The organism is Pseudomonas sp. H3_D04 (assembly GCF_054669175.1).
Map to the genome: position 1 here is coordinate 6,389,977 of NZ_CP162801.1, position 12,987 is coordinate 6,402,963.

A 12,987-nucleotide genomic window follows, 5' to 3' on the forward strand; every position below is an offset into this window, starting at 1 on the left:
TTCTTCGCAACGTGCGTGCCCCTCCCGGCGGTCTTGTTGCGCAAACGCATTCACCGCCGCGCCGCCAATCAGCGCGCTCGCCTATAGCGCCCGACCTTTCGTAGTGACACCCGCGTGCTGCCGTTGAGTTCACTCAGTGGCCAGGTACTCGTTCGCCCATCGATTGCAGGCAACCGCAGAGTTGCCCTATCTGCCTGATAGAGGAAAGTCCCATGACACGGATCGCAACGCCCATCAGCGACATCAAGGAACATTACGACGTAATCGTCATCGGCTCGGGTTACGGCGGCGGGATCGCGGCGTCGCGCCTGTCCCGCGCCGGCAAGCGGGTCTGCCTGCTGGAACGGGGCCGGGAGATACAACCCGGCGAATACCCGAACACGATGCTGGCAGCCACCGAGGAATTGCAGGTGCACGACCCGGACGGCCACCTCGGCTCGCGCACCGGGTTGTTCGATCTGCACGTCAACGCCCAGCAGAACGTGGTGGTCGGTTGCGGCCTGGGCGGTACGTCGCTGATTAACGCCAACGTCGCCCTCGAACCGGAGCCCGGTGTGTTCGACGATCCGCGCTGGCCATTGGCGGTGCGCGAACATCGCGACACCTTGCTCAAGGACGGTTACGCCCGGGCGCGGGAAATGCTCAAGCCCAATCCGTATCCCGCTACATCGCCGGTGTTGCCGAAACTCGAAGCCAACAAGAAGTCGGCGGACTACCTCAAGCAAGGCGCGCATTTTTACCGGCCGCCGATCAACGTGACCTTCGACAAACTGCCGAACAACCTCAACCATGTCGGCGTTGAGCAACTGCCTTGCAACCATTGCGGCGACTGCGTCTCGGGCTGTAACAACAAGGCCAAGAACACCACGCTGATGAATTATCTGCCGGACGCCTGGAACCACGGCGCGGAGATTTTCTGCCAGGCGCAAGTGCGGCATCTGGAACGCGACGGCGATGGCTGGATCGTGCACTTCCAGTACCTGGACAGTGGCCGCGAGAAGTTCTCGGCGCCGACGCTGTTCGTCAAAGCCGACATCGTCGTGGTGTCTGCCGGCACCCTCGGCTCCACCGAAATCCTCCTGCGCTCCCGGGACAAAGGCCTGTCGATGTCCGGCCAGCTCGGCGAGAACATGAGCGGCAACGGCGACATCCTCGGCTTCGGTCACAACTGCGCACAACCGATCAATGGCATCGGTTTCGGCGCGCATCCGGCGAAGGAATTGCAGCCGGTCGGCCCGTGCATCACCTCGGTCATCGACATGCGCACCGAAGGCGACTGGCGTAGCCGCATGGTCATCGAAGAAGGATCGATCCCCGGTGCCCTCGGTCGGCCGATGGTGCCGAGCATGGCCGGGTTCGCCGAGCTGATCGGTCAGCCCACCGACGACAGTTTTACCGGCAAGTTGAAGTACAAGGAACGCGAAGCCGAAAGCTTCCTCCGTGGCCCGTATTACGGCGCGCTGCACAACATGCAGACGTACCTGATCATGAGCCACGACGACGGCAAGGGCCGGATGGTGCTGGACAGCAAGGATCAGCTGCGCATCGACTGGCCGGGCGTTGGCGAGCAGGAAAACGTCAAGATCGGCAACGAACGGCTGCACCTGAGCACCAAGGCACTGGGCGGCATCTGGGTCGAGAACCCGATCTGGACCAAATTGCTCAAGCACAGCATCGTCTCGGTACACCCCCTGGGCGGTTGCGTCATGGGCGAGGACGCGGGGCAGGGCGTGGTCAACCACAAGGGCCAGGTGTTCAGCGGCGCCAGCGGGACTGACGTGTATGCCGGTTTGTACGTGACCGACGGCGCGGTAATTCCGACGTCCCTGGCGGTCAATCCGCTGCTGACGATTTCGGCGGTGAGCGAGCGCAACATGGGCCTGCTGGCTGCCGATCGCGGCTGGCAGATCGACTACACGCTGCCTTCGGCCCCACGCAAACAAGTGGCGTCGCCAACGCTCGGCGTGCAATTCACCGAAACCATGAAAGGCTACTTTTCCCGGGCCTTCACCGCAGCCCAAAGTACTGACCTGAAGGTCTACGAAGCGGCGGCCAAACGCGGCGAGGCAGATAACTCGCCCATCGATTTCACCCTGACCATCACCGCCAACGACCTCAATCGCATGATCAAGGAGCCGGAGCACGCCGCGACGCTGGTCGGTACGGTCAACGCCCCGAGCCTGTCGCCGCAGCCGCTGACCGCCAGCAACGGCGTGTTCAACCTGTTCGAGCAGTATCAGCAGCAGGTCGGCGTGCGCCACATGAAGTACGACATGAAACTGACCGCCGAGGACGGCAGCGACTTTTACTTCAGCGCCTTCAAAACCGTGCCCGAGGACAACGGCGTGCTGAACATCTGGCACGACACCAGCACCCTCTACGTGACGCTGTATCGCGGGCCGGACAAGACCGGCGAGGTGATCGGCAGCGGGGTGATGCACATCCATCCGACCGACTTTGCCAAGCAAATGACCACCATGAAGGTGCTCAACGCCCGCAACGAACGCGAACGCATCGAAGGCCTGGCGCGGTTCGGCAAGTTCTTCGCCGGGATTCTCTGGGAGAGCTATGGCGGCGTGTTCGCCGGCGACATCTACTTCAATCCCGACGCACCGCCACGGCTCAAACGACCCCTGGATGCGCCGTCGCCCGTGGTGCATTTCTTCCAGACCGAAGACAACGTCGAATTGCGCCTGACCCGTTATCAGGGCGGCAGTAAAGGGCCGGTGATGCTGGTGCATGGATTGGGCGTGGGCTCGAATATTTTCTCCACCGACACCATCCAGACCAACCTGCTGGAGTTCTTGTGCAAGCACGAGTACGACGTCTGGCTCCTGGATTTGCGGGTGAGCATCCTGCTGCCGGCGAGCAAGAAGGAATGGAACGGCGACCAGATCGCCCAGTACGACTTCAAGGCGGCCATCGCGCAGATCCGCCAGGCAACCGAGGCGGCGGACGTGCAGTGCGTGGTGCATTGCTACGGCGCGACGACCTTCTTCATGTCGTTGCTGGCCGGGCTGCAGGGCGTGCGCTCGGTGGTCTGCTCGCAGATCGCGGCGGATACGGTGGTCGCCACGGCAACCGGGCTCAAGGCCGGTTTGCACCTGCCGGGCATGCTCGACGCCATCGGCATCAAATCCCTGACGGCGTATGCCGATAACAAGGAGAACTGGTTCAACAAGCTCTACGACAAGGCGCTCAACGGCTACGCCCGGATCGAGGCCCAAGGCTACTGCACCAACCCGGTGTGCCATCGCATCACCTTCATGTACGCGTCGTTGTATCGCCACGACACCCTCAACGAAACCTTGCACGACAACCTGCACGAATTGTTTGGCGAGTCGAACATGCACACCTTCGAGCACCTGGCGCTGATCGTGCGCAAAGGCCATCTGGTGGACTTCAATGGTGACGACGTCTACATGCCGCACTTCGACCGGCTGAGCATGCCGATCTGCTTTATCAGCGGCGCGGACAACCAGTGCTACCTGCCGGAAAGCACGCTCAAGACTTATGACCGCGTGTGCAAGGTCCATGGGCCGGAGCGTTACAGCCGGCATGTGGTGCCGGGGTACGGCCATATCGATTGCATGTTCGGCAAGGACGCGGTGGTCGATGTGTACCCGATCATCCTGCAACACCTGGAGAAAACCGCCCTCGGCTAACACCGCCGGAGGCTGGAGATTTGTCGCACAACCTGTGGGAGCGAGCCTGCTCGCGAAAGCGGCGGCACAGTCAACATTGACGTTGCCTGATACACCGCTTTCGCGAGCGGGCTCGCTCCCACAGTGGACGGTGTTCAGGATTAGAAGGAAATGGATGATATGGACAGTTACATCCGCTGGTTCCAACGCTTCATCTGGCTAGGCATCGTGATGAACATGGTCTTCGCGATCCCGGCGCTTTTCGCTCCGGCGCTGCTGACCTCGATGCTCGGCATGCCACCGCAACTCTCCGATCCATGGCTTGAAAACGCCGGCATGCTGCTGGTGGGTATCAGCGTGTTCTACATGCCGTCGGGCTTCAATGCGCCGCGGTTTGTGGTGCATTCCTGGTTATGTGTGTTGTCGCGACTGATCGCCGTGGCGTTCTGGATCTACCTGATCAACACCAGCAGCCAGGCATCGGTGTTCGTGCCGATGCTGATGGGCGATCTGAGCATGTTCCTGATCCTCGGCATCCTGCTGTACCTGGGCAGCACGCCGGCCAATCGTCCGTTGGCGTTGCTCTGTGACGGCTGGCGGGAATGGCGTGCCGGCTGGGCGCTGCGCTGGCAGCGGCACAGTTTCAAGGTCGGCACGCTGATCGTGGTCCTGGTGCTGGGATTTATCGGTTACGAGACTTGGTACCAGATGCTGCGGGTGGTGCCAGCTGAGAAGTACGCCTCCGACGAAGACCACTACAAGTACGCCGCCATCGGCCTCGGCATCGAAGCACGCATCCCGTATTACCTGTTCGCCGTGCTGCCGCAGATGTGCCCCGAGAAACTGCCGAAACCCGGCGGCTATGAAGTCTTCGGTTTCCTCTTTGAGAACGGCAAGGACCTGCCCATCGGCATGGCCAAGCGGCAAATCGGCTACCCGACCGTGGAGCCGAACTGCGCCCTGTGTCACACCGGTTCCTACCGGGCCAATGCCAGCGACGTTGCCACCCCGGTGGCCACCGCCCCGGCCAATACCCTTCAACTGCAAGCCTTTCAGTGGTTCGCCTACGATTGCGCCAGCGATCCGACATTCACCACCGACGCGGTGATGACTGCGATCAACGGCAAGTTCCAACTCGGGTTTTTCGAGCGCTTGTACAACCGCTACCTCATCATTCCGATGGCCAAGAGCGCGTTGCTCAAACAGAAACAGGCCTACGCCTGGCAGAAGCTGCGCCCGCAACAGGGGCCGGGGCGCACCGACACCTTTAACCCGACGAAAATGGTGGTGTTCGGCTTCCCGGATGACTCGACCATCGGCACCGTCGACCTGCCGCAAGTGTGGAACCAGAAACCCCGGGAGTCGCTGTACTTGCACTGGGACGGCAACAACAACGATATCCATGAGCGCAACTACGCAGCGGCGATGGCCGTGGGCGCGACGCCGGAATCGGTGCTGCCGGAAAGCTTCAACCGCGTGACCAACTGGCTGCTCGGCACCAAGCCCCCCGCCTGGCCGTTCGCGCTGGACCAGGCCAAGGTCGCCCAGGGCAAACCGCTCTGGGATCAGAACTGCGCCGGTTGTCACGACTTCGGTCGCACCGACACCGGCCAGGTCACCACCCACATCGACGAACTGGGCACCGATCCCCATCGCCTGAACTCGTTCACCACGGGGTTGGTGGAGGCCTTCCACACCTTCAAGAAACCGCCATTCGACTTCAACGCCTATCGCAAGACCCAGAGCTACAGCAACACGCCGACCGATGGTGTCTGGCTGCGGGCGCCCTACCTGCATAACGGTTCGGTGCCCACGTTGTGGGATCTGCTGCAGACGCCGGAGCAGCGGCCGTCGGTGTTCTACACCGGCTCCGATGTGTACGACCAGGAAAAGGTCGGCTTCGTCACGAGCGGGGCGCAGGCCAAGGCCTCGGCGGACTTCAAATACGACACGCGCCTGGAGGGCAACCACAACAGCGGCCACCTGTACGGCACGCAACTGTCGGACATCGATAAACGGGCGCTCATCGAGTTCATGAAAACCCTGTGATCCCACTACGGATGGAGGAATGCCAACATGTCATTAGTTACTCATTGGGAACATGAATACGACAAGGTCAAAGTTCGCGTGCATGGGCTGTTCACGCGATTGGAAATGTCCTGGAAAAAGCTCATCAGCGAGCTCGAGCCCGAGGAGTTCCAGGCCATCGTCGCCCTGTTGCAGCGTGGCCACGATCAGGCGCAATACGTGCTCAAACACGGCGATCTGCCGGTCGATCAGCCGAGCGTGCCGTGGGAGTTGTCCCACGGTTTGTCGATCCTGCACATCGGCAACGCCACGCCTTTACCGCAATCGGTCGACCAGTTGCAGACCCGGGTGCTCAAGGACGGCAGTCTGCTGGGCTGTCGCAAGTGGGAACTGCTGGATCTGTTGTGGAGCGAAGCGCTGCTCAAGTGGATCGAAAACCTGCGCCATCACGCGCCGTTCGCCACTAACCCGGCATTGATGAAGATGGACAGTGACGTGGTGCTGGCGATCGCCGGCGACTGGGGCACCGGTCCGTTCGACAGCCACGCCCCGGCGGTGGCGGTGGCCAACCAGATGCAACTGGCTCAGGCCGATTTCACTATTCACCTGGGGGATGTGTATTACGCCGGTACCCATTCCCAGGAAGACGTCGACATGGTCGGCTGGCCCATGGGCAAGCACGGCTCGTTCACCCTCAATTCCAATCACGAGATGTACAGCGGCGCCCACGGTTATTTCAAGGAACTGGCCAAGCGTTTTCCGGCGCAGCAGGGCACCAGTTATTTCGCGTTGTACAACGACGATTGGCTGGTGGTCGGGCTCGATACGGCCTATGCGTCAGACGCCATCAATCTGTACATGGACGGCACGCTGAACAAGGAGCAGATCGCCTGGATGAAAGAACTGCCCCAGCGCAAGAAGATCATGGTGCTCAGTCACCATCAGGGGTTCGATATTTCCGGGCACAACAAGACGGCGTTGTATCAGCCGGTCTGTGATGCGTTGGGTCGGGAGCCTGATTACTGGTATTGGGGGCATTTGCACAATGGCATTTGCTATGCGGCCCAGGGTGGACTGCATGCGCGTTGCGCCGGGCATGGGGCGATTCCGTATGGTAATGCCAGCGAGCTGGACGGGCATACACGGGTGTTGTGGTCGGAAACCGAGAATGCGCGGGATGAGGCGTACCCGGATCGGGTGTTGAATGGGTATGTGAAGGTGCGGTTGGTGGGGGAGCACATCGAAGAGACGTTTTTCGGGGAGGATGGCAGCGTGCGGTGGTCTTCAAGTTGATCGGGTGAATGTGAGGCCGCCATCGCGAGCAGGCTCGCTCCCACATTCGATCTTCAGCGCACCAAAGATCCCCTGTGGGAGCGAGCCTGCTCGCGATGCTTTTGCTGTTAGCCCTGAACCGGAACGCCCTTGAGGTAAGGCGCAGGCTCGGCCCCGAGGTTGCTCAACAGACGCTCGCTGTACCAGTCCACAAAGTTCACCACACCAAACTCATAGGTCTTGGAGTAAGGCCCAGGCTGGTACGCCGTGGAGTTGATCCCGCGCTGGTTCTCTTCGGCCAGACGGCGATCCTGGTCGTTGGTGGCGTCCCAGACCTGGCGCATGCGCTCCACGTCGTAGTCCACGCCTTCAACCGCGTCCTTGTGGACGATCCACTTGGTGGTGACCATGGTTTCCTGAGCGCTGATCGGCCACACGGTGAAGACGATGATGTGATCGCCCATGCAGTGGTTCCACGAGTGCGGCAGGTGCAGGATGCGCATCGAGCCCAGGTCCGGGTTCTTGATGCGGCCCATGAGTTTGGCGCAGCCCTGTTTGCCGTCCAGGGTCATCGACACGGTGCCCTTGAGCAGCGGCATGCGCACGATGCGGTTACGCAGGCCGAAACTGGCGTGGGCGTAAGGGATCTTCTCGGCTTCCCAGGCAGCGGCGGAGGCCGCGACGTGGTCCTTGAAGGCCTGGTCGGCACGCGGGTCGGTGACGTCGTCCCATTCCAGCAGGGTTTTCAGCAGTTCCGGGTGCGACGCGTTGCAGTGGTAGCACTCGCGGTTGTTTTCCAGCACCAGCTTCCAGTTGGCCTTTTCCATCAAGGTGGTGGTAATCGCCACCTTGGTGTTCTCCATGTCATACGGTTCCATGTAATGGTTCAGCGTCGACAGGAAGTCATCAATGGCTGGCGGGTTTTCCGACAGGCTGATGAAGATGTAGCCGCCGGCGGTCTTCACGTTCACCGGTTTGAGGCCGTACTGCTTCATGTCGAAGTCGGCGCCCATTTCGGTGCCGGCGAACAGCAGGCGACCGTCCAGTTCGTAAGTCCACTGGTGGTAATGGCAGACCAGTTTGGCAACCTTGCCCTTTTCACTGGTGCACAGACGCGAGCCGCGGTGACGACAGACGTTGTGGAACGCATGGATCACGCCTTCGGCGCCGCGAATCACGATGATCGGATTCTTGCCGACTTGCAGGGTCAGGTAGTTGCCCTTGGTCGGGATTTCGCAAGCCATGCCGGCGATCAACCACTCTTTCTGGAAGATTTCCTGCATGTCGATATCAAACAGCCGCTCGTCAGAGTAAAACGGCTGCGGCAGCGAGAAAGTGCGCTCGCGCTCTTGCAGCATCTGCGCGGTGGCCTTGCGTGCGGGTTCCAGCGGATCGCCCAGGCTGATTTTTGCGGTGACGTCCATCGATTTGATCCTCAAGGCCATTCTGTGTGGCCGGCGAAAGTGGCTAATCAGGTTTGCTACGCAAGGTGTAAAGATTGTGTCTTGGTATGGAGCGAGTGTGGGGCCGGCGCTGGGCAGAACCTTATCCATGGGCGACATGGCCCAATCTGTTCCCGACGCGCAACCCCCGGTAGTTGGGGGCTGGTCGCGATAAGTATGTGAATGTCGCAGATAGGTAAATGGGTGGCTCGCGCTATACGCAGAATCGCCAACATAAGGCCGACCATCGGCGGTGGAGAACAGCATGTCCAACAGCTTCCTGAATCCGGTAACCACCCAGACCTGGGCCAACGGTCGACACATTGTCCGTTGCGTCAAAGTCATCCAGGAAACCTGGGATGTGCGCACCTTCTGCTTTATGGCCGACCAGCCGATCCTGTTCTTCTTCAAGCCGGGGCAGTTCGTCACCCTGGAGCTGGAAATCGAAGGCGTGCCGATCATGCGCTCCTACACCATTTCCAGCTCGCCATCGGTGCCGTACAGCTTTTCGGTGACGATCAAGCGCGTACCGGGCGGCAAAGTCTCGAACTGGTTGCACGACACGCTGCATGAAGGTCAGGAGCTGGCGGTGCACGGGCCGGTCGGGCTGTTCAACGCCATGGACTTCACCGCGCCGAAGGTGTTGTACCTCAGCGGCGGTGTCGGTATCACGCCGGTCATGTCGATGGCGCGCTGGTTCTACGACACCAACGGCAACGTCGACATGGTGTTTATCCACAGCGCCCGCTCGCCCAAAGACATCATTTATCACCGCGAGCTGGAACACATGGCGTCGCGGATCGATAACTTCAGCCTTCACCTGATCTGCGAGAAGCATGGTCTGGGTGAGCCGTGGGCGGGTTATCGCGGTTACCTGAACCACAAGATGCTCGAACTGATGGCCCCGGACTTCATGGAGCGCGAAGTGTTCTGCTGCGGCCCGACGCCGTACATGAACGCGGTCAAGCGCATGCTCGAGACCGCCGGTTTCGACATGTCGCGTTACCACGAGGAATCCTTCGGTGCCACGCCGCCGGAAGCCCGTGCCGATGCGGTGGAACAGGCCGAAATTGCTGCCGACGCGCCGGAAGTTGATCTGGCGGACCTGCATCAAGTCGAATTTATCTCCTCCGGCAAGAGCATTCGCGTGGCCCCGGGTGAAACCGTGCATGCGGCGGCGGCCAAGCTGGGCTTGCTGATTCCGAAGGCCTGCGGCATGGGCATTTGCGGCACGTGCAAAGTGCTGAAGCTGGGTGGCGAGGTCGAAATGGACCACAACGGCGGGATTACCGAGGAAGACGAAGCCGAAGGCTACATCCTGTCGTGCTGCAGCGTGCCGAAGGGCGACGTGCGCATCGAATTCTGATTCGCGCCGCGCAACCTGTAGGAGCGAGCCTGCTCGCGATAGCGGTGGTGAATGTACCGGCGCTATCGCGAGCAGGCTCGCTCCTACAGGTGTTGGTATTCAGTCGACAAACAAATCTGGCATCAGCGTGTCGTTGGTGCCGGGCTCGAAACGGTAATGATCGAATTCGGTCACGCCGTGCTCACTCAGAATCTCTTCATCAATCAGCAGCCGCCCGGTAATGCTGCGACCGCTGCTGTCCAGAATTGCGTAAGCAGCATCGGCCATGATCGCCGGCGTTCGTGCGTGTTTGAAGGATTCCCTCGAGCCAAGCTGAAACTCGATGGCCGCCGTCGCAATCATCGTCTGCGGCCACAACGAATTGACGCTGATGCCATAACTGGCAAATTCCTCACTCATGCCCAGGGTCAGCATGCTCATGCCGTATTTGGTCACCGTGTAGGGGCTGTATTGGGCGAACCATTTCGTCGCCAGGTTCAACGGTGGCGACAGGTTAAGAATGTGACCCTTGGTTTTTTTCAGATAGGGCAGGGCAGCCTGGCTGCACAGCAACACGGCGCGGGTGTTGATCTGGTGCATCAGGTCGAAGCGCTTGAGCTCGATGTGTTGAACGCCGGTCAGCTTGATCGCTCCGGCGTTGTTGATCAATGCATCGATACCGCCGAAATGCTCGTGGGCCTGGGCCAGCGCCTCGCGTACCGCGAGTTCATCGCGAACATCCACCTGCAAGGCCAGCGCCTTGCCACCCGCGTCTTCAACTTCCTTGGCCACGCTGAAAATCGTGCCGGGCAGTTTGGGGTGGGGGGCGGCGCTTTTGGCGGCAATCACAATGTTGGCCCCATCCCGCGCAGCTCGCAGCGCGATCTCACGACCAATCCCACGGCTGGCACCGGTAATGAACAGGGTTTTGCCTTGTAAGGACATGCGTACGCTCCTGATTATTATTGTCTGAGCGGATAGAAGCGGCTCGCCAATCAATGTAGACCAAGAGTTTCAGGGTGAGTGATCAGGGGAGGGGGAAAGGGGTTTTGTGGCGAGGGAGCTTGCTCCCGCTGGGCTGCGAAGCGGCCCCGAATACTGAGAATGCGGTCTGTCTGGCAGACCGCATTGGCTGGTTCTACGACGGCTGCGCCGCCGAGCGGGAGCAAGCTCCCTCGCCACAGGGGATCGGGTTGCTGTTTGAAGGAATCAGTGGGACATGACTTCGCGAATATCCGCCGCCAATTCACGTACGCGTTCTTCTTCGGTATCCCACGAGCACATGAAGCGTGCGCCGCCGTTGCCGATGAAGGTGTAGAAACGCCAGCCCTTGGCCGTCAGTGCAGCGATGGCCGGCTCCGACAGTTGCAGGAACACGCCGTTGGCCTGTACCGGGAACATCAGTTCCACGCCGGGAATATCGCTGACCAGTTCTGCCAGGAGCTGCGCACAATGGTTGGCGTGGCGGGCGTATTTGAGCCAGGCGTCGTTTTCCAGAATCCCGACCCACGGTGCCGACAGGAAACGCATTTTCGAGGCCAGTTGCCCCGCCTGTTTGCAGCGGTAGTCGAAGTCTTCGGCCAGTTTGTGGTTGAAGAACAGAATCGCTTCACCCACCGCCATGCCGTTTTTCGTGCCGCCGAAGCACAACACATCGACGCCGGCTTTCCAGGTCAGGTCGGCCGGGGAGCAGCCGAGGAATGCGCAGGCGTTGGAGAAGCGCGCGCCGTCCATGTGCAGGTTCAGGCCCAGCTCTTTGCAGGTGGCGCTGATGGCACGGATTTCTTCCGGGGTGTAGACGCTGCCGACTTCGGTGGCCTGGGTCAGGGTCACGACGCGGGGTTTCGGGTAGTGGATGTCCTGGCGCTTGAGGGCGACTTCGCGGATCGATTCCGGGGTCAGCTTGCCGTTTTCGGTGCGGGCAATGAGCAACTTGGAACCGTTGGAGAAGAATTCCGGCGCGCCGCACTCGTCGGTTTCGACGTGGGCGGTTTCCGAGCAGATCACGCTGTGGTAACTCTGGCACAGCGACGACAGGGCCAGCGAGTTGGCCGCGGTGCCGTTGAAGGCGAAAAACACTTCGCAGTCGGTTTCGAACAGTTTGCGGAAATCATCGGACGCGCGTGCGGTCCATTCATCGTCGCCGTAAGCGCGTTGGTGGCCGTGGTTGGCCTGTTCCATGGCAGCCCAGGCTTCAGGGCAGATACCGGAATAGTTGTCGCTGGCGAATTGTTGGCTCTTATCGGTCATGGCCCTGCTTTCCGTGGTCGAGACGCTTATGGTGAAGCGCCTCGTGGTCAATGATGGTGCGCACTTTACCGAAGATCATCCGGCGAGCACACGGGATGCGTCTGACAGAACACTACAAAGACGACGGGCAATTATGCACATGACGCAAAGGGATGGGGCACTGGATCTGCTCAAGTGGCTGGCGCTATTGAGCATGGTGCTCGATCACCTGCGATATGTCGGTTACTCCGTCGATCTGCTGTATGTGCCGGGACGGCTGGCGTTTCCGTGGTTCTGCCTGGCGATGGCGGCCAACCTTGCGCGCACTGGTGCCACGACGACCGACGGCCAGTGGCGATACCTGGGCTGGTTACTGTTGTTCAGCGCCCTGAGCGAAATTCCCTACCGGATGTACATTCCCGATCCCGACACCTTGAACGTGTTGCCTACGTTGGCGCTGGGATTGCTGGTGGCCCGTGGCTGGCAGGATCGACGCCTGCAATCACGACTGCTCGCGGTGGTCGCGCTGGCGCTGGCGGCGCTGTTCCCGCAGTGGCTGATGTTTGGATTCTTCGGGGTGCTGCTGCCGCTGGCGACGTTGCTGGTGATCCGCCGGCCCTGGTATTTCAGCCTGTTGCCGGGGCTGGTGTGCCTGGCGGCGAATCAATGGGAGGTGCTGTTTTACTCCGCGCGGATCGGCAACCGTGCAGCCTTCCTCGGCATTGCCGCTTGTCTGATTGCGCCATTGCTCGGGTTGTTCCTGTTGCGACATACCCGGCATTTCCAGCCGCCGCCAATGCGGCGTTGGGCGTATGCCTTGTATCCGCTGCATTTTTTGCTGTTGCTCGCAATGCGCCAGGCAATCGTCTGACCCCTGTAGGAGTGAGCCTGCTCGCGATGAGGCCGTCACAGCCAGCATTGATGTTGCCTGACCCACCGCTATCGCGAGCAGGCTCACTCCTACAGGGGTTCCTTGGTGATTTGAGGAGTGTGTTCGGCATGCCATTTCCCGCCATGTCGTAAACGC

Annotated in this window: 8 protein-coding genes; 5 read left to right on the top strand and 3 right to left on the bottom strand. The window is 60.6% G+C overall.

What is annotated here, in order from left to right:
• The first annotated feature begins 212 nt into the window (after window positions 1–212).
• The 3 genes from AB4N91_RS29345 to AB4N91_RS29355 all read left to right on the top strand — a co-directional run bounded on the left by AB4N91_RS29345 (window position 213) and on the right by AB4N91_RS29355 (window position 6,965).
• Entirely contained in the window at window positions 213–3,665 is a 3,453-nt protein-coding gene (locus AB4N91_RS29345) for a GMC family oxidoreductase N-terminal domain-containing protein (RefSeq protein WP_460111995.1), read from the top strand.
• 159 nt (window positions 3,666–3,824) lie between these two features.
• A complete protein-coding gene (locus tag AB4N91_RS29350) occupies window positions 3,825–5,693 on the top strand; it encodes a c-type cytochrome (protein ID WP_145306792.1) in 1,869 nt (622 codons plus the stop codon).
• Window positions 5,694–5,720: 27 nt separating this feature from the next.
• Window positions 5,721–6,965, top strand: coding sequence for a metallophosphoesterase family protein (locus AB4N91_RS29355; protein WP_145306794.1), 1,245 nt, complete (start codon window positions 5,721–5,723; stop codon window positions 6,963–6,965).
• A gap of 107 nt (window positions 6,966–7,072) precedes the next feature.
• On the opposite strand, the gene gbcA is transcribed toward AB4N91_RS29355, so the two are convergent.
• Window positions 7,073–8,368 (bottom strand): glycine-betaine demethylase subunit GbcA, encoded by a 1,296-nt coding sequence (gene gbcA / locus AB4N91_RS29360; protein ID WP_010467026.1) that lies wholly within the window; start codon window positions 8,366–8,368, stop codon window positions 7,073–7,075.
• Between the two features lie 283 nt (window positions 8,369–8,651).
• Here gbcA and gbcB point away from each other — a divergent pair, with 283 nt between their 5' ends.
• Complete coding sequence (gene gbcB / locus AB4N91_RS29365; RefSeq protein WP_010467027.1) at window positions 8,652–9,752, top strand: glycine-betaine demethylase subunit GbcB; 1,101 nt, start codon at window positions 8,652–8,654, stop codon at window positions 9,750–9,752.
• Between the two features lie 99 nt (window positions 9,753–9,851).
• On the opposite strand, the gene AB4N91_RS29370 is transcribed toward gbcB, so the two are convergent.
• Window positions 9,852–10,676 (bottom strand): SDR family oxidoreductase, encoded by an 825-nt coding sequence (locus tag AB4N91_RS29370; RefSeq protein ID WP_154912916.1) that lies wholly within the window; start codon window positions 10,674–10,676, stop codon window positions 9,852–9,854.
• Between the two features lie 264 nt (window positions 10,677–10,940).
• Complete coding sequence (locus AB4N91_RS29375; RefSeq protein WP_010467030.1) at window positions 10,941–11,981, bottom strand: threonine aldolase family protein; 1,041 nt, start codon at window positions 11,979–11,981, stop codon at window positions 10,941–10,943.
• A 133-nt stretch (window positions 11,982–12,114) separates the two neighbouring features.
• Here AB4N91_RS29375 and AB4N91_RS29380 point away from each other — a divergent pair, with 133 nt between their 5' ends.
• A complete protein-coding gene (locus tag AB4N91_RS29380; RefSeq protein ID WP_154912915.1) occupies window positions 12,115–12,831 on the top strand; it encodes a TraX family protein in 717 nt (238 codons plus the stop codon).
• Window positions 12,832–12,987: the final 156 nt, after the last annotated feature.

What these genes read in the sequence shown, in the direction of transcription:
- AB4N91_RS29380 (WP_154912915.1), top strand. Translation starts at nt 12,115, where the DNA reads ATGCACATGACGCAAAGGGATGGGGCACTGGATCTGCTCAAGTGGCTG.
- gbcA (WP_010467026.1), bottom strand. Translation starts at nt 8,368, where the DNA reads ATGGACGTCACCGCAAAAATCAGCCTGGGCGATCCGCTGGAACCCGCA.
- AB4N91_RS29345 (WP_460111995.1), top strand. Translation starts at nt 213, where the DNA reads ATGACACGGATCGCAACGCCCATCAGCGACATCAAGGAACATTACGAC.
- gbcB (WP_010467027.1), top strand. Translation starts at nt 8,652, where the DNA reads ATGTCCAACAGCTTCCTGAATCCGGTAACCACCCAGACCTGGGCCAAC.
- AB4N91_RS29370 (WP_154912916.1), bottom strand. Translation starts at nt 10,676, where the DNA reads ATGTCCTTACAAGGCAAAACCCTGTTCATTACCGGTGCCAGCCGTGGG.
- AB4N91_RS29350 (WP_145306792.1), top strand. Translation starts at nt 3,825, where the DNA reads ATGGACAGTTACATCCGCTGGTTCCAACGCTTCATCTGGCTAGGCATC.
- AB4N91_RS29355 (WP_145306794.1), top strand. Translation starts at nt 5,721, where the DNA reads ATGTCATTAGTTACTCATTGGGAACATGAATACGACAAGGTCAAAGTT.
- AB4N91_RS29375 (WP_010467030.1), bottom strand. Translation starts at nt 11,981, where the DNA reads ATGACCGATAAGAGCCAACAATTCGCCAGCGACAACTATTCCGGTATC.